General features: G+C 73.8%; 16 protein-coding genes. 8 read left to right on the top strand and 8 right to left on the bottom strand.

The annotated features are described in order from the left end of the window. Positions 1-435 precede the first annotated feature (435 nt). Together ABZ234_RS21680 and ABZ234_RS21685 are read left to right on the top strand one after the other, a co-directional pair. Positions 436-2988, top strand: coding sequence for an ATP-binding protein (locus tag ABZ234_RS21680; protein WP_344182715.1), 2553 nt, complete (start codon positions 436-438; stop codon positions 2986-2988). Continuing rightward, entirely contained in the window at positions 2969-3646 is a 678-nt protein-coding gene (locus ABZ234_RS21685; RefSeq protein ID WP_330161417.1) for a response regulator, read from the top strand. Before ABZ234_RS21680 ends, ABZ234_RS21685 begins: the two co-directional genes overlap by 20 nt. Positions 3647-3669: 23 nt before the next feature. Here the strand turns inward: ABZ234_RS21685 and ABZ234_RS21690 are convergent, their stop codons facing one another. Continuing rightward, positions 3670-4599 carry an aminoglycoside phosphotransferase family protein gene (locus tag ABZ234_RS21690; protein WP_267946383.1) on the bottom strand — a complete coding sequence of 310 codons (930 nt, stop codon included), beginning with the start codon at positions 4597-4599 and terminating at the stop codon, positions 3670-3672. 365 nt (positions 4600-4964) lie between these two features. Then, on the bottom strand, positions 4965-5642 hold the full coding sequence (locus ABZ234_RS21695; RefSeq protein WP_355013250.1) for a CbiX/SirB N-terminal domain-containing protein: 678 nt from the start codon (positions 5640-5642) through the stop codon (positions 4965-4967). An 801-nt stretch (positions 5643-6443) separates the two neighbouring features. Between ABZ234_RS21695 and ABZ234_RS21700 the strand changes: the two genes are divergently transcribed. From ABZ234_RS21700 to ABZ234_RS21710, 3 genes are all read left to right on the top strand, one after another. Continuing rightward, positions 6444-7256 carry a nucleotidyltransferase domain-containing protein gene (locus ABZ234_RS21700; protein ID WP_267946385.1) on the top strand — a complete coding sequence of 271 codons (813 nt, stop codon included), beginning with the start codon at positions 6444-6446 and terminating at the stop codon, positions 7254-7256. A 77-nt stretch (positions 7257-7333) separates the two neighbouring features. Further along, positions 7334-7897, top strand: a complete 564-nt coding sequence (def, locus tag ABZ234_RS21705) for a peptide deformylase (protein WP_267946386.1) — start codon at positions 7334-7336, stop codon at positions 7895-7897. 226 nt (positions 7898-8123) lie between these two features. Further along, complete coding sequence (locus ABZ234_RS21710; protein ID WP_267946387.1) at positions 8124-9086, top strand: hypothetical protein; 963 nt, start codon at positions 8124-8126, stop codon at positions 9084-9086. A gap of 90 nt (positions 9087-9176) precedes the next feature. Here ABZ234_RS21710 and ABZ234_RS21715 read toward each other — a convergent pair whose 3' ends face one another. From ABZ234_RS21715 to ABZ234_RS21725, 3 genes are all read right to left on the bottom strand, one after another. Beyond that, complete coding sequence (locus tag ABZ234_RS21715; RefSeq protein ID WP_355013251.1) at positions 9177-10496, bottom strand: MFS transporter; 1320 nt, start codon at positions 10494-10496, stop codon at positions 9177-9179. Between the two features lie 80 nt (positions 10497-10576). After that, entirely contained in the window at positions 10577-11365 is a 789-nt protein-coding gene (locus ABZ234_RS21720) for an alpha/beta fold hydrolase (RefSeq protein WP_267946389.1), read from the bottom strand. A gap of 17 nt (positions 11366-11382) precedes the next feature. Then, entirely contained in the window at positions 11383-13143 is a 1761-nt protein-coding gene (locus tag ABZ234_RS21725) for a CPBP family glutamic-type intramembrane protease (RefSeq protein ID WP_355013252.1), read from the bottom strand. A 181-nt stretch (positions 13144-13324) separates the two neighbouring features. Between ABZ234_RS21725 and ABZ234_RS21730 the strand changes: the two genes are divergently transcribed. After that, the gene (locus tag ABZ234_RS21730) at positions 13325-15514 is read left to right on the top strand and encodes an elongation factor G-like protein EF-G2 (protein ID WP_355013253.1); all 2190 of its coding nucleotides are present in this window, start codon (positions 13325-13327) and stop codon (positions 15512-15514) included. A gap of 115 nt (positions 15515-15629) precedes the next feature. Here the strand turns inward: ABZ234_RS21730 and ABZ234_RS21735 are convergent, their stop codons facing one another. Continuing rightward, on the bottom strand, positions 15630-16433 hold the full coding sequence (locus tag ABZ234_RS21735) for a M48 family metallopeptidase (protein WP_267946392.1): 804 nt from the start codon (positions 16431-16433) through the stop codon (positions 15630-15632). A gap of 6 nt (positions 16434-16439) precedes the next feature. Continuing rightward, positions 16440-18335 carry an amidohydrolase gene (locus tag ABZ234_RS21740; protein WP_355013254.1) on the bottom strand — a complete coding sequence of 632 codons (1896 nt, stop codon included), beginning with the start codon at positions 18333-18335 and terminating at the stop codon, positions 16440-16442. A gap of 449 nt (positions 18336-18784) precedes the next feature. On the opposite strand from ABZ234_RS21740, the gene ABZ234_RS21745 reads away from it, so the two are divergent. Continuing rightward, complete coding sequence (locus ABZ234_RS21745; protein WP_267950501.1) at positions 18785-19936, top strand: acyltransferase family protein; 1152 nt, start codon at positions 18785-18787, stop codon at positions 19934-19936. A gap of 184 nt (positions 19937-20120) precedes the next feature. Here ABZ234_RS21745 and ABZ234_RS21750 read toward each other — a convergent pair whose 3' ends face one another. Beyond that, a complete protein-coding gene (locus tag ABZ234_RS21750) occupies positions 20121-21065 on the bottom strand; it encodes a CDP-alcohol phosphatidyltransferase family protein (protein WP_355013255.1) in 945 nt (314 codons plus the stop codon). Between the two features lie 240 nt (positions 21066-21305). Between ABZ234_RS21750 and ABZ234_RS21755 the strand changes: the two genes are divergently transcribed. Continuing rightward, positions 21306-22745: a GuaB1 family IMP dehydrogenase-related protein gene (locus ABZ234_RS21755; RefSeq protein WP_355013256.1), complete on the top strand. Its 1440-nt coding sequence runs from the start codon at positions 21306-21308 to the stop codon at positions 22743-22745. The last annotated feature ends 92 nt before the right edge of the window (positions 22746-22837 follow it).

Here is a 22837-nt window from a genome sequence, read left to right on the forward strand (position 1 = left end):
GGGAGCGCCGTGGCCCGGCCGGACGGGCGGGACGTACCGCTGTCCCGGAGACCCGCCGTGGGGCGCTCCGGGCGGTCCGTGGGGCCCGGGCGGGGGCTGCCGTCCGGGGTGGGGGCGGGGCGGCCGCCCCCGGTGGGGTCCGCCGGGGAACGGCCGACCTCCGGGGGGACCGGGGAACGAAGCGTCGTCGGGGGGATGGGTCATCGGTCTCGCGGCTGGGGGCGCACCCGGCCCGGGGCGGGTGGTCGCCGCGCCTCCTCACAGGTGGTCTCGTGTCGCACGGAACGGCCCGGGCCGGCGTGCGCACCGTGCGCGCGCCGGGACGCCACACCAAGTATCGCCAACCGCGGCTTCCGCGCCAGACCCGGGACCGGAACCGGACGCGACCCTTCCCACGGCGCGAAACCGCCCCGGGCGCCCCCGCGTGCCCCGACAATGGATGCCGTGGCACGAGGAAAGCTCCGCATCTACCTGGGTTCGGCCCCCGGGGTCGGCACCACGCACAACGTGCTGGTCGAGGCCCGACGACGGGCCTCGCACGGCACCGACGTGGTGGTCGCCGCCGTCCACACGCACCGGAGGGAGCGCACGTCCGCCCTCCTGGAGGGGTTGGAGTGCGTGCCGCCGCACCCGTCCGGCTCGGTGGACACCGCGGCGGTGATCTCCCGGGCGCCCGGCACGGCCCTGGTCGACGACCTCGCCCGGTCCAACCCGCCGGGGGCTCCCAATCCGACCCGCTGGCAGGACGTGGAGGAGCTGCTGGAGGCGGGGATCGACGTCCTGTCGACCGTGGGCATCCACCACCTGGAGTCGCTCAACGACGTCGTCCACCAGATCACCGGGGTACGCCCCCAGCAGACGGTCCCCGACCACGTGGTGCGCCGCGCGGCCGAGGTCGAACTCGTCGACATCACCCCGCAGGAGCTGCGCCGCCGCATGGCGCACGGCGACATCCACCCCGCCGAGCGGGTCGACGCCGCCCTGGCCGACTACTACAGGGAGGGCAACCTGGCGGCGCTGCGCGAGCTGGCGCTGCTGTGGACCGCCGACCGCGTGGAGGAGGGCCTGTCCCGCTACCGGGGCGAGCACGAGATCCAGCGCACCTGGGAGGCCCGCGAGCGGGTCGTCGTGGCGCTCACCGGCGGCCCCGAGGGCGAGACGCTGATCCGCCGGGCCGCCCGCGTCGCCGCCCGGTCGCGGGGCGGGCACCCCCAGCCGAGCCACCTCCTGGCCGTGCACGTCGTGCCGCCGCAGGGGATCTCGCAGACGCCGCCGGAGGACCTCCTGCGGCAGCGGCGCCTCCTCGCCGAGCTGGGCGGGACCTACCACCAGGTGGTCGGCAACGACGTCCCGACAGGCCTGCTGGAGTTCGCCCGGGGCGTGCACGCCACCCAGATCGTGCTGGGCTCGTCACGCCGCCGGACCTGGCAGTACGTGTTCGGTCCCGGGGTCGGCGCGATCGTGGCCCGCGACTCCGGCGACATCGACGTGCACATCGTCACCCACGAGAGGGTGGGCAGCGGCCGGTGGCCCCTGCCGCCCCCGGGCCGGGGGCTGGGCGAGCACCGCCGTGCGGCCGGGTGGACCCTGGCGCTGCTGGCGCCCACCCTCGTCTCGCTGTTCCTGGCCCTGCCGCTGTTCTCGGACGTGGGCCCGGCCTCGGACACCATGCTCCTCCTGCTGATCACCGTCGCCACCGCGGCCGTGGGCGGGCTGCGCCCCGCGCTGGTGTCGGCGCTGTGGAGCGCGATCCTGCTCACCGTCCTGGTGTCACCGCTGCACGGGCGACCGTCGGTGTCGCTGGACAACGTGGTGGCGCTGACCGCGTTCACGCTGGTGGGAACGCTGGTCGCGATCGTGGTGGAGATGGCGGCCCGGCGCTCGGCGCAGGCCGCGCGGGCCCGCGCCGAGGCCGACGCGGTGACCCTCCTGGCGGGAAGCATCCTGTCGGGCAAAGAGCCCCTCCAGGCGCTGCTCCGGCGCATCAGGGAGACGTTCGGGCAGCGGTCGGCGACGCTCCTGGAGCGGTTGGACGACGGCCGGTGGCGGCCCGCCCACAGCGTCGGCGCCCCGGCCTGCGACTCCCCCGACGAGTCGGACGTGCTGGTGTCGGTCTCCGACAACCTGGCGCTGGCCCTGCGCGGCCGGGTGCTGCCCGCCGCCGACCGGGGCGTGCTGCGCGCGTTCGCGGCGCACATCGGCATCGCCCTGGAGCACCAGAGGCTGGAGTGGGACGCGGCCGAGGCGAGGAGCCAGGCGGCCGGCAACCGCATCCGCACCGCACTGCTGGCCGCGGTGTCGCACGACCTGCGCACCCCGCTGACGTCGATCAAGGCGAGCCTGGCCAGCCTGCGCGCCACCGACATCACGCTCACCCCGGAGGACCGGGAGGACCTCCTGGAGACCGCGGAGGAGTCCACCGACCGGCTCAACCGCCTGATCGACAACCTGTTGGACATGAGCCGCGTGCACACCGACAACGTGCGCCCCAAACTCCGCGCGGTGGGCCTGGAGGAGGTCGTCCCGATCACCCTCCTCGGCCTGCCCCACGAGGCCGTCACCGTCGACGTCCCCGACGGCCTGCCCCGGGTCCTGGCCGACGCCGGACTCCTGGAGCGGGCGGTGGCGAACGTGGTCGCCAACGCGGTGCGGTACAACCCCGATCCGCGCCTGCCCGTCCTGGTCGCCGCGAGCGCGCACGGCGACAGCGTGCAGCTGCGCGTGGCGGACCGGGGGCCGGGTGTCTCGGACGAGGGCAAGCAGCGCATGTTCGAGGCCTTCCAGCGCCTGGGCGACGCCCCCCAGGGCACGGGGGTGGGGCTCGGGCTCGCCGTCGCCCGTGGTTTCGTTGAGGCGATGCACGGCAGACTCGACCCCGAGGACACCCCTGGAGGCGGGCTGACCATGGTCTTCACCCTGAGGGCGACAGAACCCGATATGACGGACATCGATGGCGAGAGGGGGTCCCATGCGGGTCCTGGTCGTTGACGACGACATGCAGATCATCCGGGCCATGCGGATCAACCTCCGTGCGCGCGGGCACGACGTGGACACGGCCGCCGACGGGGCCACGGCCCTGCGGCTGGCCGCCGGGAACCACCCGGACGTGGTCCTCCTCGACCTGGGGCTGCCCGACATGGAGGGCCTGGAGGTCATACGGCGCCTGCGCGGCTGGTCCCAGGTGCCGATCATCGTGCTGTCCGCACGGCACTCGGCCGGGGAGAAGGTGCGCTGCCTGGACTCGGGCGCCGACGACTACGTCACCAAGCCGTTCGGCATGGACGAGCTGCTCGCCCGGATGCGGGCCGCCGAGCGCCGGTCGGTTCGCGCGGAGGAGGCGCCGGTCGTGCGCACGCAGTGCTTCACCGTGGACCTGGGCGCCAAACGCGTCCTGCGCGACGGCGGGGAGGTGCGGCTGACCCCGACGGAGTGGCACATCCTGGAGATCCTCGCACGCCACGCCGGACAGCTGGTGAGCCAGCGCCAGCTGCTCCACGACGTGTGGGGGCCCGCCTACCAGAGCGAGACGAACTACCTGCGGGTGTACATGGCGCAGCTGCGCCGCAAGCTGGAGCCGGACCCCGCCCGTCCCCGGTTCCTGATCACGGAGGCGGGCCGGGGCTACCGCTTCGAGGGGGCGGGCTGACCCCGCCGCCCGCCCCGCCGGGGTCAGCGGGTGACGGCGGCCCCCTCGGCCAGCTCCATGAGCGCGTCGAACTCCTCGGTGCCGACATGTCCCCGGTTGGCCTCGGCCACCGCCCGGCAGGGGGCGAAGGCGCGCACCCACTCGAACAGCCGGTCGGCGTCCACGCCCATGGCCTCGGAGAGCACGCCCACACGGCGCTCCACCTCCGCCACTCCGGTGGTCCTCCACAGCGCCCAGTCGACGGCGTCGACCGCGCCGTCGCCGAGGCAGGCGCGCGGGTCGAGGGCGACGAGGCCCCGCCCACCCCCGTCGATGACGTTGCCCGGGTGCAGGTCTCCGTGCACCGGCACCACGTGGACGTTCCCGTTGGCCAGGTCCCGCGCCCGGCAGAAGCCCTGGTGCATGGCGGAGACGGGCACCACCTCGGCGGCGGGGCCGTCGGCGCGCTCGCGGTTCCAGAGGTCGAAGACGAACTGCACCCGCGACGTCAGCGGGCGGAGCTCGTCGAGCTCCGCGCGGGGCACGGCCGTGGCGTGGAGCTGGGCGATGAGCGCGCCCACGGTCTCCATCCGCGGCACCGTCCCGCTGTCGGCGACCGTGATGCCGTCGACCCGCTCCATCAGGACGGCCCCCCGTTCGGCGTCGAGACCCCACACGAGCGGCACGCGGCCGGAGTCCCCCCACATGCGCAGCAGCCGGGCCTCGGAGACGGCGAGACCGCTGTCCGGTGACAGCTTGAGCACCCCCGCGGACCCGTCGGCGCCGCGCACGTGGATCACCACGGACGTACGGCCGCGCGGTGCGGGGCCCTCGACCGTCAGCCGCCACTCGGCGGCGAGCTTCTCGACGATCCCGGGGAGCTCGGCCAGCCACTCGCCCACGTGGCTGCCGAAGCGCCGTTCCAGACGGCGGCGCTGTCGGCTGTCGACGAACTGCGCTGTGCCGTGGTTCATAGATCCACCTTAGGTTCGCTCACGACGATGCCTGTCGGGGTCGAGCCCCGTCGCGGCTCGGCGGCCGTCCGCTCCGCACCGCGCGGGCGCCGGTCGGGACCGGGCCGGTCGCGGGAGTCCGCCTCGCGGGCGGGGAGTGCGCGGCTCCTGAGGGGCCGGGTCCGGGCCGTTCCGCGCCGCTCCGGTGCGGTCGGGTACGGGTACCGCGTTGTGGGTGCGGGGAGTTCCCGCCCTTCCGACCCCTACCCGTCCCGGTGGCCCCGGTAACGGAACAGCCGCACCCCGAGCCCCCTTCGTTACCGAACGGTGTCGCCATGTCACCCCCCGTGGGTACGCTTCCCGGCTTCCGGAGACCCCGGCCCGGGTCAGGCCAGCCGCCCCTTGGCCGCCCGGTGCTGGGCCAGGAGCGTGTCCACGACCAGCTCCGAGGGCCACAGCGGGGTGGTGAGGGCCGTGACGTCGAGCCCGCGCAGCAGCTCGAAGTCGGGCCCGTCGACGAGCCTCCACGCCGCGACGGCGACGTTGTCGCGGCCGTCCCGGCGCAGCCGGTCGACGGCGTCGAACACCGAGGGCGCCCAGGTGCGAAGGTAGCCGACCTGGACCGGGGAGCCGAGGCGGCGGCTGAGCATGCGGGCCACGTCCATGACGACCTGGCGCTCCTCCGTCCCGGTCGTGCCGTCGGCGGCCAGCACCACGCCGTCGCCGGGCCTGTGGCCCGAGTCGACGAGGCGGCCCGCGAGGTCGGCGACGATGGACGGGACGGCGCCGAGGGGCGGTGTGTGCCAGGCGTTCCCCAGACGGCCGAGGTCGAGCCTGGAGAGCAGGTGGGCGCTGGCGACGTCACCTCCAGCGACGAACGCGGGGACCACCACCTTGGGGCCCCTGACGGCGCGGATGGCGGCGGTGACCTCGGCCGGGCTGCCGAAGGCGGGGACGACCGGAGCCTCTCCCCGTCCGGCCACCGCCTCGGCCAGGCCGCACAGGGCCTCACGCCGGTGGGCGTCACGTGAGTCGTCGGCCACGAGGACCATCGTCGGGACCATGAAAGGCTCCTTGAATCGCGGTGAGATCTACCGTTGTCCGCCGAGAGTAAAGGGGCACCGTTTCAGGGGAGTGCTCTCGTGTTACATGGAGGAGAACAGCAGACAATGGCTATGATGGTTATCGCCTGAACAAGTCTTGGTGAACCATAACAATCTCGGAAAAACTGTGATGTGTCCACTTTTCCGGGGAGTGGCGTGCGCCTCAGTGCGACCACCCGACAGAGGGGTCGGCGGGCGGAACCGCGGGTAGGACATCCCCCACCAGGACCGACGGCCGGACAGCCATGACAGGGCCGGAACCCTCCGACCTGTCGGACATGTCCGACACCACACCCCCATAGCCACTCCGGGGGAAAACCGATTTCACCCCGAAGTTCTGTAGAGATATACCCGGCAAAAAATTTCCTATGCATTCGCCCGGTGCGGATGCACGTGCCGAGGAATGTGCCCCGAGGGGCGCAGCCTGACGCGGGGCCGTTTTCGCCGTCGTTTCCGCGGTTCCGCGTTCCGGGGCCCCGGAAATCGCGAAAACGACGACTCCTGCCACATGCGACCCTCGCGTGTCAAGGGTGCGCACTCCCCTACCGCGTCATAGCCGCACACCACCTGACGTGGGGGGACAGGATGCCGGTCCGGCGCGATCACTTGCCATGGGCCACGGGCCCGCCCACACTTGGAACCGAGCGGACCATATCCCGGCAGGCCCACGCGCCCCGGGACCGTTCACGGGCAACCGCCCGCCGGATCCACCACCGGCAGCGGGCCCGCGACCCACACCGCACCGTGCAGACTGGAGTGAGCATGGCCGTCCACCCTCGGGTGCAGACGCTGGCCCAGACCTTCCTCGCCCACGCGGACCAGGAGGCCCCCGGCCTGGTCGAAGGCCTCTACCTGACCGGTTCGGTCGCCCTCGGCGACTTCCGCCCGCACGCGAGCGACGTCGACTTCGTCATCGTCACGAGGAGCACGCCGGACGGCGACGAGCTGGAGCTGCTGCGCGGCGCGCACGCGCGCACGCGCGCGGCCGTCCCCCGCCCCCAGTTCAACGGCATCCACGTCACCTGGGACGACCTGACCCGCGACCCCGCCGCCTGCGGAGCGGTCCCCTCCGTCATCGGCGGCCGGTTCCGTTCGCGCGCGAGCGCCGACGTCAACCCCGTGACCTGGCACATCCTCGCCGAGCACGGCGTGACCATGCGGGGCCCCCACCCGGTCGAACTGGACGTGTGGGACGAGCCCGAGAGCATGCGCGCCTGGTCCCTGGGGTCCCTGGACGAGCAGTGGCGCCGCTGGCGCGAGAAGGCCGGCCGCCTGGTCACCCCGCGCGGCCTGGCCGTCCTCGGTTCCCTGGCGCCCTCCTGGAGCGTGCTGAGCGTCAGCCGCCTGCACTTCACCCTGAAGACCGGGGAGATCACCTCCAAGTCGGGCGCGGGCGCCTACGCCCTGCACGCCTTCCCGGAGAAGTGGCAGCACATCGTCAACGAGTGCCTGCGCGTGCGCCGCAACGCCGGCGCGCCCTCGCTGTACGAGAGCGCGCTCGCCCGCCGGCGGGCCGCCCTGGACTACATCGAGATGGTCCTGGACGACTCCCTGCGCCCCGGCCTGGCCGCCTGAGCGCTCCGCTCCCCCGCTCGCACCGGTCCCGGGGGACGGTGGGCCCGTTTCCGGCTCGCCCGACTAATCTGGGATTCATGACCATGCGCCCCATCGTCCGCTTCGGCGACCCCGTCCTCGTCACTCCGACCACCCCCGTCACCCGGTTCGACCAGCACACCGAGGCACTGGTCCGGGACCTCCTCGAAACGGTCGAGGCCCCCGGCCGGGCCGGCCTGGCCGCCACCCAGATCGGGGTGGGGCTCCGCGTCTTCAGCTACAACGTGGAGGACCGGATCGGCTACGTGATCAACCCCGAGATCGCGGAGCTCTCGGAGGAGGTCCAGGACGGCGAGGAGGGCTGCCTGTCCGTCCCCCGGCTCTGGTACCCGACCAGGCGGGCCGAGCGCGCCGTCGTCACCGGGGTGGACCTGCGCAACGAGCCGGTCACCGTGGAGGGCACCGGGCTGATGGCCCGCTGCCTCCAGCACGAGACCGACCACCTCGACGGCATGGTCTACGTCGAGCGCCTCGACCCCGACACCCGCAAGCGCGCGATGCGTGACATCCGCCGCTCCGACTGGTTCATGCCCGCCTCCCCGGACGCTCCCCCGGCGCCCGTCGGCCTCCGGCTCCCCAGCGCCTTCGGCGGAGCGGGCTGAGGCCGCCGCCCTGCTCTGCGGTCCGGACCGGCAGGGGGTGCCGGTCCGGTCCCCCGCTCCGGGTATCTTCGGACACATCCCCCTACCCCCCGCAGTCACGTGAGTCAACGCACTAGGCACGTCACGCCACGATCTCGTAAGGTCTGCTGAGCATCCGGCACCCCGCGGCGCCCCCGCACCGCGCCGCAGGCCCACCGGACGCACCCGGACCGCCCTCGGAGCACACATGACGACCACTCCTCCCCGCAACCCGCGCGGCACCCGTGCCGCCATGTCCCTCGCCGCCGTCACGACGGCGCTCCTCATCGGCCTGCCCGGCACCGCGCAGGCCGAGCCCGGCGACGACGAGGTGGACATCGACGAGCTGACCCAGCGGGCCGAGGAGCTGGAGGAGAGCTACGACGGGGAACTGATCCAGTTCACCGAGATCAAGGGGCGCGTCGAGCAGGCCGAGGAGGACCTGGAGGAGGTCGAGTCCCGCCTGGACGCGTCGCGGGCGGGTGTGTCGACCATCGCCTCCGCCCAGTACAAGAACGAGACCGGCCTCGACCCCGCGCTCCACGCCATGTTCTCCAGCGACCCGGAGGAGATGTTCAGCGACGCCGCGACCCTGTCCTACCTGGGGCAGAGCCAGTCGGAGCAGATCTCCGAGCTGATCGACACCCGCGACGAGGCGGCGGAGGTCGCCGAGGGCCTGCGGACGGAGATGGCGGACGCCGAGGAGCTCATCGAGGACCTGGAGGCGCAGCGCGAGGACGTCGAGGAGCGCATCGCCGAGTACGAGGAGGAGCAGGTTCCCGAGACCCCGGGCACCGGCAGCATCCCCGACAGTGCGATGGGCTGGGGCTGGAGCGGGGCGACCCCGCGCATGGCCGCCATCCGCGACGAGATCGTCATGCGGTTCGGAGCCCCCTACCCGGTGGGCTGCCTGCGCTCCAGCGCGGACGACCACGGCGTGGGCCAGGCCTGCGACTTCATGATGAGCTCCGGGGGCGCGATCCCCTCGGCGGAGAACCAGGCGCTCGGCACCCAGATCTCCCAGTACGCGATCGACAACGCCGACAGGCTGGGCGTCAAGTACATCATCTGGGAGCAGCAGATCTGGCAGGCCGGTTCGTGGACCTGGATGAGCGACCGGGGCGACAACACCCAGAACCACTACGACCACGTGCACATCTCGTCGTACTAGTGGCGGGCCGGCCTCCCGGCCGACCGGCGGGGCACGGCCCGAACCCGGAACTCAGCGGTTCCGGCGGCGACAGCGCCCACCCGCCGTCGGCTACGGCGCCGAGCCCCTCGGACCCGGCGAGTCCCGTTGGGCGGCGGGTCGCGGACCGCGGCGCGTGAACGCGAACGGGACGGCCGCCAGGAGCGCCACCGCCGTCAGCGCGAACGCGGGGACGTAGCCGAACAGCTGGATCAGCAGCCCCAGGAGCATCGCCCCCGCTCCCGAGCCCGCGTCGTAGCCGATGTTCCACACCGCGCTGGCCCGGCCGTAGCCCGAGGGGCCGGCGCGGTTCAGCATGAGGGTGACGGTCTCGTTCTGGACGGCACCGAAACCGAGACCGAACACCATGGCTCCCAGGAGCACCAGCAGGACCGTCCCGGCGCCCAGCCCTCCCCCTCCGACGCCGTGCGACCACAGCGCCGCGGTGACCAGGGCCATGCCGAGGGCCGCGCCCGCGGTGCCCGGCAGCAGCAGGAGGGTGCGCCGGTGAAGGTCGTGCAGCATCCCGGCGGTCCACCGGCCCGCGACGACCGCCAGGGCGTAGGCGGCCAGGGCCCCGCCGACCAGCCACGCGGCCTGCTCGAACGGGATCGCCAGGAAGGTGATGACCGCACTGGCCGCGGAGGCGGTCAGCAGCATCAGGACCAGCGGGGCGGCGAGCGCCAGCAGAAGCGGCAGCCCCGAGGGCGCGTCCGCCGTGGCCGCGGCGGCCCGCGCGGGGCTCCGCAGCGCCGCCCGGTTCCGGCCGCCGTCGGCGAACCAGACGCCCCAGGCCAGCAGGGCCCCCACCACCGAGCACAGGCCGGTGATCCAGAACGCGGCGGCGAAGCCGGCGTTGAGGGCGAGGGCCACACCGCCCGGCAGGATGAGCACCTGCGGCAGGCCGACCGCGAGCCCGTAGTAGCCGGTGGCCCGCCCGACCTGGCTGTGCGGGACCAGCCGCGCGGCGAGCGCGGTGCCCGCGACGCTGACCATGCCGAAGCCGATGCCGCGCACCGCCGAGACGGCGATGAGCGGGCCCAGGTCCGCGGTCAGCGCGAACAGCGGGGTCGGCAGGCCCATGACCAGGGCCCCCACGGGGAACGCCCAGCGGTAGCCGCCCCGTTCCAGCAACCAGGGCATGGCGAGCTGCGTGAGCACCGTCGTCAGCATGAAGGCGCCGGTGGTGCTCCCGGCCCCGAACTCGCCCGCTCCCCCGCGCGTGGCCCACAGGGGCACCAGGGGAAGGACCGCCGCGAACCCGCAGAGGGCGAAGGCCGTGGCCGCGATGAGCAGCGCGAAACCCCTGCCCCGGAGGCCGGGCAGGTCGGCGGTGGTGAACTCGGCGGGTGTCGACCCGTTCCCGGAGGAGGACGAAACAGATCGGATCATCCGTCCTTTGTAGTGCACGGGCAGACGCCTGTCGATGCCGCCGCCGACCGGTCGGCGCGGCCCGCGCCGGGGCCGCGGGGTCAGTCCCCGGGGGCGATCCGCTCGCCGATCCAGTCCCTGAGGCGTACGGCCAGTTCGGGGGTGACGGCGCGCTCGGCGTGCCCCATCCCCGGGACGAGCCACAGCTCGCGGGGCTCGCGGGCCGCGTCGTGGATGGCGGTGGCGTGGGAGACGGGGAAGTAGCTGTCGGCCTCGCCGTGCACGACCAGGAGCGGTGTCGGGGAGACCTCCCCGGCGAGCTGGCGGGGTTCGGCGGGCTTGGGGTCCCAGTCCCGGTCGATGACCCTCACCTTGCGGAAGCTGCGCAGGAAGAAGCGGCCCGCGGCGCGCCCGATCCCGAGGTGGAGCAGGCGCATCCTGCGCGTGCCCCGGTAGTACCAGCGGCTGGGGCCGCTGACCGAGACCGCGGCGGCGATCCCGCCGTAGATGGCGGCATGGCGTACCACGACGGCGGCGCCCATGGAGAACCCGACGGCCGCGACGGACGTGTAGCCGAGCTCCCGCAGGCGGGCGACGACCGCCTCCAGGTCGTGGATCTCCTCGTTGCCGACGGTGCTGCGCCCGCCGGAGCCGTGGTGGCCGCGGAAGTCGAAGGTCATCACGTCGCCGACGGGGAGGAACGCCTCCGCGATGGCGCGCGTGTACGGGCTCCGGTGGGTACCGGTGAACCCGTTGGCGAGGACCACCGCCGCGGTGCGGGACCCGGTGCCGTGCAGGAGCACGGCGTCGATCCCGACCCCGTCCGCCGTGGTCAGCCGGAACCGGCTCTCGCGGGGACGGTCGACGGGGGCGTCAATGGCATCGGACACCCCTCCATCGTGCCCGATCACGTCCGGGGGCCGGCGTCCGGCCCCTGGTTGTGGCCCCCGTCGCCGTACCTGTGCTCGATCCACTCGTCGGGGTACAGGTGTCGTCCGCCGTGCTCCGGGGCCTCCGGGGCGCGGCCGGGCGCACCGCCCGGCCCGCCGTGGGGGCCGGGGTCCCGGCGGTAGGGGTCCGCGGCGGACGGACCGTGTCCGCCGTGTCCGGACGCCTCGCCCCAGGACGGGGCGCCGTGCGCGGCGTCACCGATCGGCGCGGGCCCGCCCCATGCGGGGGTTCCGTGCGCTGGCCCGCCGCCGTACGGCCCGCTCCACCCCTGTCCGGCCGGGTCGCCGCCGTGCCGCGGCCCGCCCCGGACCGGACCGTCCCAGGACGGGGCGCCGTGCGCGGGGGTCCCGCCGACAGCCGGACCCTCCCACCCGCCCGACGCGTCACCGTACGGCCCACCGTTCAGTGCGGTCCCACCGGCGCCTTTCGCCGCTCCGGGGGGCGGCGGGACGCCGGGGCCCGGCCAGCCCTGCGCGGAGCCGTCCGCCCGGTGGCCCTGCGCGGGGGGCGCCCCGAAGGCGCGGGCGCCGTGCGGCGGGGTGCCTCCGTGCCCGCCGGGCGCGGTCCGGTGGTGGTGCTCCGACGGGGCCGGGAGCTCGTCGCCGACCGGGGGCACCGCCCCGGTGTCGCCGGAGGCGGGCCCGTCCCCGTACTCGTCGTACCCGTCCTCGTAGCCGGCGTCCCCGTACCCGTCCTCGTAGTCGTCGCCGTAGTCGTCCTCGTAGTCGTCTCCGTAGTCCTCGTGGAGGCGCTCGCCCTCCTCCCGGACGGCGGGGGGCGGGAAGACCAGCGAGCGCAGGTCGAGCGCCACGTGCACGACGACCGGCACCCAGATGCTGCCCGTGCCCAGGTACAGGACCGTGAAGAGGGTTCCCGACGTGCCGGCGCTGACCAGGCCCCACCAGCCCTGGTAGAGGTGCGCGACGGAGAAGAGGGCGACCGACAGCACGGCCGCCATCCACAGCGGCGCCCCCAGGCCCGCGACGAGGGCGATGAACAGGCCCCGGTACAGCAGTTCCCCGAACACGCCCCCGGTGACGGCGACTCCGCCCGCCATCGCCCGCTCCGCGGTGGTACGCGGCACGAGGAGCCCGCGCCCGCGCTCCGGCTCGGGGAGGGTCATCGGGGCCGCGGCGGCCCTGCGCCCCCGGTGCCCGGTGGCCCGTCGGCCCGCGGCCGGGTTCCCGGTGTCCGCGCCGGGCCCGGTCCGCTCCGCGTCCTCAGGCCCCTCCGGGTCTCCCGGAGAGGCCCCTTCCCGGGCTCCGGGCAGGTCCGCGCGTCCGTTCCCGCGCCCCCGCCGGCCGCCCGCGGCCCGTCGGCCCCCGCCCTTGCGCGAGGAGCGTCCGGCCGTCCCCGACAGGTTCACGGGCAGCCCGTTGACCAGGACCCACATCGCGGCGAGGGCGACCAGGCCCCCGACCGCGCCGCCGACGACCGGTCCCCAGGCGTCGGGCAGCCTCAGCCCGAGGTCCGAGGGGAGCAGGTCCGGCGAGAGCAGCAGGACGAGGAGGACGACCAGGCCCCACAGGACGTGGACCGCCATGGTGACGGCGTGCACCTGTGTCAGCGCGCGTACGTCACCGCCCCGCCTGCCGGAAAGCCACGTGAAGGCCTTCCTGCCGAGGAGGGGCTCGCCGACCGCCGCGAAGAGGAGCAGCAGGACCGTGAGGACGGTCCCGGCGAAACTGAAGTGAGGAAGAGTCTCCGACCATGGCACGGGGCAATAGTAGGGGTCCGAAACACGTCATAGTGCACATGCCGGATTCCGAAGCCGCCGCCCCCTTGCCGTTGAGCCCGGGAAGAGTGACGGTAGAAGTGTCACAGGTCACCTTGCGGACGGTGACGTCCGGCCCGCCGTGACCACCGCCCCACGGATCCCGAAGGGCTGGGCAGCAGGGATGGCAGACCGAGCCGTACACGCGCCGGAGGCCGACAGGCCCCAGGACATCCGCAACATCGCGCTGGTCGGTCCGCCCGGCGCCGGGAAGACGAGCCTGGTCGAGGCGCTGCTCGTCGCCGCGGGGGAGATCGGCCGCCCCGGCAGCGTGGAGGAGGGGACGACGGCGAGCGACCACGACGGCGTCGAGGTCCGGCAGAAGAGGTCGGTCCACCTGACGCTCAACCCGGTGACGGTCGACGGGGTCAAGGTGAACCTGCTGGACACCCCCGGGTACGCGGACTTCATCGGGGCGATGCGCGCGGGGCTGCGCGGCGCGGACGCCGCCCTGTTCGTCGTCTCCGCCCTGGACGGCGTGGACGGCCGCACGCGCGTGCTCTGGGAGGAGTGCGCCGCGATCGGCATGCCCCGGGCCGTGGCCGTCACCAGGATCGACCACCCCCGCGCGGACTACGACGACGTGGTCGCCCGGTGCCGGGAGTCCTTCGGCCCCGGCGTCCGCCCCGCCTACCTCCCGGCCTACGAGGGGAGCGGGGACGACCGCCGCGTGGTCGGCCTCTGGGGGCTCGTCTCCGAGCGCTACCACGACTGCCAGGGCTCCCCTGCGGGAAGCGGGACCGGTGGCGGGACGGCGCCGTCCCCCGCCCCGCGCCCGGTCCCGGACCGGGTCCGGGAGGCCGCGGGACCTCTCCGGGAGGCCCTGGTCGAGGAGGTGATCACCGGGAGCGGGGACGAGGTCCTCATGGACCGCTACGTGGAGGGCGGCGAACTCGACCCGGACCTGCTCGTCGCGGACCTCCAGAAGGCCGTCGCCGCGGGCGGCCTCCACCCTGTCATCGCCGTCAGCACCACCACGGGCGTGGGCGTGCGGGAGCTGCTGCACGAGCTGCCGCTGTCGTGCCCGGACCCCACGCGGCGCCCGTTCCCGTCGGTCGCGACCCCGGAGGGCAGGCCGGTGCCCGGGCTGTCCTGCGACCCCGGCGGCCCGCTCGTCGCGGAGGTCCTCAGCACGGCGGCCGACCCGTACGTGGGCAGGGTGAGCCTGGTACGGGTGTTCTCGGGGACGCTGACCCCGGACTCCGCCGTCCACCTGCACGGCCACGGGGTCCCCTGCGGGCTCACGGGCACGGTCGAGCTGGACCGGGTCGGCAACGACGAGCGCGCGGGCGCCCTGGCGGTCCCGCTGGGGCGGGGGAGCCGACCCGTCGGACGGGCCGTCGCCGGGGACCTGTGCCTGGTGGCGAGGCTTCCGGACGCACGCACCGGAGACACGCTCTCCGACCCCGGCCGCCCGCTGCGGGTGTCGCCGTGGCGGTTCCCGCAGCCGCTGCTGCCGGTGTCGCTGGCCGCCGCGTCCTCCGCCGACGAGGACAAGCTCTCGCAGGCGGTGGCGCGGCTGGTGGCGGAGGACCCGTCGCTGCGGGTCGAGGTGAACCCGGAGACCCGCCAGATGGTGCTGTGGAGCCTGGGCGAGGCGCACCTCGACGCCGCCCTCGACCGGTTGGAGCACCGGCACGGGGTGCGGGTGGAGACCGGTGGGGTGAGGGTCCCGCTGCGGGAGACCTTCGCGGTCCCGGCCCAGGGGCTGGGCCGCAACGTGAAGCAGAGCGGCGGGCACGGCGAGTTCGGCGTCTGCCGGATCCGGGTGGAGCCGCTGGCCCCGGGTTCGGGCCTGGAGTTCGTGGACGAGACCGTCGGCGGCGTGGTGCCCCGGCAGTTCGTGCCGTCGGTGGAGAAGGGCGTCCGCGCCCAGATGGCGGACGGCGTGGAATCCGGGTATCCGCTGGTGGACATCCGGGTGACGCTGTACGACGGCAAGGCGCACCCGGTGGACTCCTCGGACGCGGCCTTCCAGAAGGCGGGGCGCCTGGCGCTCAGGGACGCCGCCGCGGCCGGCGGGCTGGCGGTGCTGGAGCCCGTGTCCGATGTGGCGGTGGAGGTGGACGACTCCTACCTGGGCCCGGTCCTGAGCGACCTGTCGGCCCGGCGGGGCAGGGTGGTCGGCACCGGGACGGCGTCGGGCGGCAGGGCGGTGGTGCGGGCGGAGGTCCCGGAGCTGGAGATCACCCGGTACGCGGTGGAGCTGAGGTCGGTCTCGCACGGCACGGGGGTGTTCACCCGGGAGTACCTGCGCCACGAGCCGCTGCCGCCGCAGGCGGCGGCGAGGCTGTCCCGGGCCGGCCGGGGCTGACGCGCGGCGGCCCCTCCCCGGGGGCGGACGGGCGCCCGCGCCGCCGCACGCGGCCGGACCGCCTCCCCTCCGGGCAGGGCCGGACGCCCCTCGGGGCCGGGGGACGGCACGGCGCCTAGAAGACGCGCCCCGGGCGGCTGCGGTCGGCCAGCGCCGCGAACCGGAACGTGTTCACCGGGTGGCTGGACAGGAGGTTGACCAGGAGCACGAAGAACCCCGTGTCGGTCCGCGCCCGCGCGGCGATGTCGTCGAAGTCCACCGACGGGTACAGGTACTTGCCCACCGCGAGGGCCCTCAGCCCCTGCATGCCCTCGGGGCAGAACGCGTAGGCGTGGTTGTCCGCCGTGTACTCCTGGGCGCGTCCCAGGGAGCTGCCCACGCCGGGGATCACGTTCGCCACCGAGACGCCGAAGTGCCGCCAGAACGACGTGTGGCCCGCCGCGATGTGCCCCACCTCGTGCCCGATCACGAACCGCAGGGCGTCGGGGTCGGCGAGGCGTCCGCCCACCTCGAACAGGTCGCTGTTGATCGCCACGTAGCGGCGGAACCCGTGCCCGGAGGCGTAGGCGTTGATCACGCCGTTGCCGAGCACGACGTACGCCTCGGGCGCCTGCGGCATGCGGAACGCGGCGGCGGCCTCGACGACCATCCGGTACGCCTCGGGGAACTGGTCCTCGGTGATGCGGACCCCGTTGACCCTCTGCCTGGCGTACAGCTGCCCGCGCACGAAGTACACGAGCGCGGGCAGGCTGAGCAGGAGCAGCGGTTCGTTCGGGTCGCCGGAGTAGGCGCGGCTGACCGCGCCCACCACGGCGAACACGGTCACCGCGACGCAGGCCACGAGGACGGGGATCTCCCGGGGGTGGCGCAGGGACCCGCGCAGGCGGCGGTCGGCCCACCGCCAGGGGCCGTGCCCCATCCGCCGTCAGAGACGGTACTCGGCGTCGGGCAGGTCGTCGTCGGGCCCGTGGGGCGGCGGAGCGTGGTGGGCGCTGCCCCGGGGCGGCGGACCGCCGTAGGACGGTCCCGCGGGAGGTCCCTGGGGCGGGCCCTGCGGGACGCCGTCGTCGTCGAGGATCGAGGCCATGTCCGTCGACAGGGTGGACTCCTCGGCCTTGTCGCTGCGCCACTCGTCGCGCAGCTCGTCGTCCTGCGCCCCCATCACGGCGTCCATGTCGGCGTCGTAGGTGGACTTGGCCGGGTCCTGCGCGGGGTCGGGCCAGGAGGAGGCCAGGAACGCGCTGTCGTAGGCGTCGTTGGGCTCGGGCGGCCCCGCCTGGGCCGGGCGGCCCCCGGGGGCGGGCAGGCCCTGCGGCGGGCCGAACGGGTCGGACAGGGGGTCGGAGAGCGGGGCCGCCGGCTGCGGGGCGGTCTCGCTCCGGGCAGGGGCGCCGCCGAACGGGTCGACCGGGTCGCCGGCGACCGCGCGCGGCTCGTGGACCGCGTCGGGGGCCGGCCCCGGGAAGGCCGCGCCGGCCGGGGCCGAGGAGGCCCCGCCCCGCGTCCCGTCGGCGCCCAGGTAGGACAGGGCGGCGACGGTGATCGCCGCGAGCCCCGCGCGCAGGGTGGGTTCGCGCGCGGGCGCGAAGAACGGCGAGTGGTTGCTGGGGACGTTGCCCATCTTCTCGTACGGGGTGTCGCCGGGCGCCGCCTCCCACACGTCGTGGGGCGTGGCGCCGACGAACCAGAACACGTACGGGATGGGCTGGGGGTCGCCGGGGAGGCCGAAGTAGTTGAAGTCCTCCGTGCCGGGCGAGGGGTCCGGCAGGTGGATCACGTAGTCCTCGCCGAAGTAGGCGTGGTGGGCCGCGGCCACCTCCGCCGAGCAGGTGGCGTCGTTGCGGGTGACGCCGCAGGAGACGAACATCTCGATGTCGGGCTCGCGGGCGGCCCCGGACGCCGCGGCCTCGGCGCGCACGATCCGCTCGATGGCGGACTCCAGCTGGTCCGCGACGTTGTCGTTGAGGGCCCGGGTGTTGATCTCCAGGTAGGCCTCGTCGGGGATGATGTTGGCCTTCGTCCCGGCCTGGATCCTGCCGACGGTCAGGACCGCCATCTCGCTCGGGCTGATCTCCCGGGAGACCACACCCTGGAGGCGGGTGACGATGTTCGCGGCGATGACCACCGGGTCGACGGTGGTGTGCGGCTGGGAGGCGTGGCCGCCCTCGCCGTGCACGCGCACCCGGTAGGCGCGCGAGGCGCCCAGGATGATCCCGGCGCGGTGGGAGATGAGTCCGGCGGGCTGCGGGCCGAGGTGCTGGCCGAGGATGACGTCGGGGCGGCCGAAGCGGTCGTAGAGGCCGTCGGCGAGCATCGCCTGGGCGCCGTCGAGGGTCTCCTCGGCGGGCTGGGCGACGATCATGACGGTGCCGGCCCACTCGTCGCGGGTCTCGGAGAGGAGGTCGGCCGCTCCCACGAGGCAGGCGGTGTGGGCGTCGTGTCCGCAGGCGTGCATGACGGGGACCTCGACGCCGTCCTCGTCGGGGGCGCGGGTCGTGCTCGCGTACGGGAGGCCGGTCTTCTCCTCCAGGGGGAGCGCGTCCATGTCGGCGCGGAGCATCACCGTGGGTCCGGGGCCGTTGCGGAGAATGCCCACGACACCGGTGCCGCCGATCCCCTTGTGGACCTCGTACCCGGTCCGGGTGAGCCACTCGGCGACGCCGCTGGCGGTCCGCTGCTCGGCGTGGGAGAGTTCCGGGTTCTTGTGCAGATCGACGTAGAACCCCTCCACGAGCGGGAAGAGCTCGTCGAGGAGTCGCATGACCACGCTCCCGTGCTGGGCTGCACGGTCGGGGTCCACCGCGTGCGGCACGGTTTCCACCGCCTTCTTCCGTATCTCGACTGGACGGGCACTGCCTGACGGCTCAGCCTAGCGGCGCGGTCGTCACGGCCACACACCGACACGTTCACCCAGCGTCCGCCACGGTCCCGCAGATGGGTTAGGGTCTGCACACGGAAAGCCATCCCCGCCCGAGCCGGTCACATTACGTGTGTCCCGCTCGTCCCGTCCTCACCGTGCGTACGGAAGGACCCGGGGAACTTTCCACAGATTTGGGAGAACCGCTGGCGTACCTTGCAACATCACAGTAAGGTAACGCAGCACATGCTGATTCATCCGACCTTCCGGTGCCTCCCCTCGCGCGCCAAGCGGCACCCTCTCATCCGAGCCCCGGCCCCCGAGGTCGGCCCAGACCCCTTCCACGGGGTCCGTCGGACCACGAACCCGCCCGAGAAAACAGTGATCTACGGAGTCCACTCGTGGCCTCATCCATGACCAGTCCGGCCTCCCGCCCTCCGGAACCCGGGCAGGGCGCGACCACCGGGGGTCCCGCCCCCGAGACCGTCCAGGCACCGGGGCGCGACGCCCGGCTGGACAACGCCAAGTTCATCCTCATCGCGCTGGTCGTCGTCGGCCACGCGATCGAGCCCCTGAGGGACCACGGGCCCACGGGCGCCCTGTACTACTGGATCTACTTCTTCCACATGCCCGCGTTCATCATGATCAGCGGGTACCTGTCGCGGTCCTTCGACGCCTCGTCGAACCGCGTGGAGAAGCTGGTCCTGACGGTGGCCGTCCCGTACCTCATCTTCTGGACGATCCACCAGACCATCTACTTCTTCGAGCGCGGCGGCCTTCCCGACGCGGCCTCGGTGCTCAAGCCGACCTGGACCCTGTGGTTCCTGGTCGCGCTCTTCCTCTGGCGCCTGAGCGTGCCGGTCTGGAAGCAGCTGCGCTGGCCCGTGCTCATCGCCGTGGTCGTCTCGATGTTCGGCGCCACCGCGAGCCTGGGCGAGACGCTCTCCATGGGCCGCGTCGTCAGCTTCCTCCCCTTCTTCGTGCTGGGGCTGAGCCTGCGGCGCGAGCACTTCGCCCTCCTGGACCGGCTGTGGGTGCGGATCCTGTCCGTGTTCGTGCTCGGTATGACGGCCGTGCTGGCCGTGCCCATCTCCGACCGGCTGAGCCGCGACTGGCTCTTCTGGAAGGACAGCCTCACCGACCGGGACATCGACCCGCTCCTGCCCAGCTTCGGGATCCGGCTCGCCTTCATGGGCCTGGCCCTGCTGATGACCGTCGCGGTGCTGGCGCTCACGCCCAAGCAGCGCACCTGGTTCACCTCCCTGGGCGCGTACACCCTCTACATCTACCTCGGCCACTCGGTGGTCCTGCTCCTGCTCAAGGCCTCGCCCTGGTACGACGTGGTGGGCGGGCCGACGGGCACGGCGATCACCGCCGCGGGTGCGGCGGCCCTGACACTGCTGCTGTGCACCCCGTGGGTGCGCAAGTGCATGCAGTGGGCGGTCGAACCCCAGCTGACGTGGTTCCTGCGCAAGGACTCCACGCTCCGCCCGGAGAACCGCGAGCGCGCGCGCAAGGACGGCGGCCCGGGCGACCCGAAGAAGAAGGAGACCGCCGGGGTCTGAGGCGGGCCCCGCCGGCCCGACAGGACGGCGTCCGGGCCGCCGCGGAGCGGGATCGCGGAGGCCGGGCCGTCCGTCGGTCGCCATGGGGCGCGAGGGGAACACGGGGACACAGGGAATCGGATACGGGGAAGGGGCGGTGCGCTTTCGCGCACCGCCCCTTCTTCGTCCTCGGAACCGGCCGGGTTCAGCTCCCGCCGGAGGCCGTCTCCGCGGGGGCCGCCGCGACGGCGCCGGAGGCGAGCAGCTGGCGGCGGCGGGCCTCGAACCTGCGCGTGTCCTTCCACAGCCTCAGGACCAGGACGACCTCGAAGAGGGCGAGCGCCAGGACGGAGAACACCGCGGTCGGAAGGATCAGGCTGTTCAGCGGCGTGAACAGGGCGACCACGACGGTCATCGGGGCCACCACGCACAGGAACATCTCGAACTCGATGCCGCTGAACAGGTGGGGCCGCACCCTGTTCCGGAGCAGGAAGTCGCGCACACGCGGGTAGAAGCCGGTCGGGGCCGGGGCGTCCGGGCGCGCGGGGGCGTCCGCCATCTCGTCGTCCTCCGGGTCCCCGTCGCCCAGGCCCGCCGCGGGCTGTCCCGGCCGCGTCTCGCCCGAGAGCTCCGCAATGGTCTGGTGCATGGCCCGGCGGGTCTTGGCGACCTGGGAGCCGTTGAGGTAGCGCAGCAGGTCGAAGAAGACCACGACCGGCGCAACGATCAGGTAGGCGGCGTTCCCGGTGACCGCCCACTGGGTGACCAGGAGCGCCATGACGCAGCCGAAGAACCGGATGCGGTCGAACACGAAGTCGACCCAGCTGCCGAAGACCGAGCCGTTGCCCTTGAGGCGGGCGATCTTGCCGTCCATGCAGTCCAGCACGAAGCTGAGGTGGAACAGCAGCCCGCCCAGCACCAGCCAGCCCCAACCGGTCCCCTCGACGAAGGCCGGGGCGACGAAGCAGAGGGCGGAGAGCAGGCCGAGGACGCCGGCACCCAGCGTCAGCTGGTTGGGGGTGATGCCGGTGCGGTTCGCGGTCCAGACCACGAGACGCCCTGCGAGGGGATCGACCAGGAAGACCGTCCACCAGGCGTCCTTCGCCTTGTAGGTCTCTTCCTTGACTTGCGCGAACGTGAAACGCGGCATGCGGGCTCTCCAGGAGGGCACACTCCCCCCGGAGCCCCGGCCGCTCCACCGTTCAACGAAGCGCTGACCAGGGCAGGGGAGAGGGCTGTATCGGCGGGAATCGAGTCATCATGCCAGATCGAGGGTCGTCCGGCCTAATCGGTGACGGCATACTTGACTGGTAAGAGGGGGATCAACAGGCGGCCGTGTGCGGGAGCAGCGGATGGTCCACCCCCTTCGGTCTCGACCGAGGTAGAGGCATTGCGTTTTCTCAACGACCAGGTCCCGCAGCAGGACCTGACCTACAGCGACGTGTTCATGGTCCCGAACCGGAGCGCGGTGGGCTCCCGGCTCAGCGTGGACCTGTCGTCCCCGGACGGCACCGGCACCACCATCCCCCTGGTCGTGGCGAACATGACGGCGGTCGCCGGGCGCCGCATGGCCGAGACCGTCGCCCGGCGCGGCGGCATCGCGGTCATCCCGCAGGACATCCCCATCGAGGTGGTGTCCGACGTCGTCTCCTGGACCAAGCAGCGGCACCTGGTGCACGACACCGCCATCACCCTCAACCCGACCAGCACCGTCGGCGAGGCCCTCAACCTGCTGCCCAAGCGGGCGCACAACGCCGTGATCGTGATCGACGGGGCCCGCCGCCCCGTCGGCGTGGTCACCGAGGCCGACTGCGCGGGCGTGGACCGCTTCGCGCAGCTGCGCGACGTGATGTCCACGGATCTGCTGACCATCCCCGCGGACACCGAGCCGCAGGAGGCCTTCGGGAGGCTGCACGACTTCCGCCACCGGCTCGCGCCGGTCGTGGACGGGGAGGGCGCCCTGGTCGGCGTGCTCACGCGCACGGGCGCGCTGCGCTCCACCCTGTACACGCCCGCCGTGGACGCGGGGGGCCGCCTGCGCGTGGCCGCCGCCGTCGGCATCAACGGGGACGTGGCGGGCAAGGCCGCCGACCTGCTGGCGGCCGGCGCCGACACCCTGGTCATCGACACCGCGCACGGCCACCAGGAGAAGATGCTCTCCGCCATCGCCACGGTCCGCGCCCTCGCGCCGAAGGTGCCGATCGTGGCCGGCAACATCGTCACCGCCCGGGGCACCCGCGACCTCATCGAGGCGGGCGCCGACATCGTCAAGGTCGGCGTGGGCCCGGGCGCGATGTGCACCACCCGCATGATGACGGCCGTCGGCCGGCCCCAGTTCTCCGCCGTCCTGGAGTGCGCCGAGGCCGCGGCCGACCTGGGCAAGCACGTGTGGGCGGACGGCGGCGTGCGCCACCCGCGCGACGTGGCCCTCGCCCTGGCCGCGGGCGCGTCCAACGTGATGGTGGGCTCCTGGTTCGCCGGGACCTACGAGTCCCCGGGCGACGTGATGCGCGACGCCGAGGGCAGGCAGTACAAGGAGAGCTTCGGCATGGCGTCGGCCCGCGCGGTCCGCCTGCGCACCGCCGACGACTCCCCGTTCGAGCGGGCGCGCAAGGCCCTGTTCGAGGAGGGGATCTCCACGGGCCGCATGTACCTGGACCCGGAGCGGCCCAGCGTGGAGGACCTGATCGACCAGATCATCGCGGGCGTGCGCAGCTCGATGACGTACGCGGGGGCCACGTCGCTGGCGGAGTTCCGCGAGCGGGCCGTGGTGGGCGTGCAGAGCGCCGCCGGGTACAACGAGGGGCGCCCGGTTCCCACCAGCTGGTAGCCCGGACGCCCGGGGGCGCGCGGACGCGCGCCCCCCGGCGGGGGGGGGGGCCCGCCGGGGCCGGGGGCCCCCCCGGCCCCCCGCCCCCCCGG

The sequence above is a fragment of the Nocardiopsis sp. NPDC006198 genome, from assembly GCF_040613895.1.
GTDB classification, from domain to species: Bacteria; Actinomycetota; Actinomycetes; order Streptosporangiales; family Streptosporangiaceae; genus Nocardiopsis; species Nocardiopsis tropica.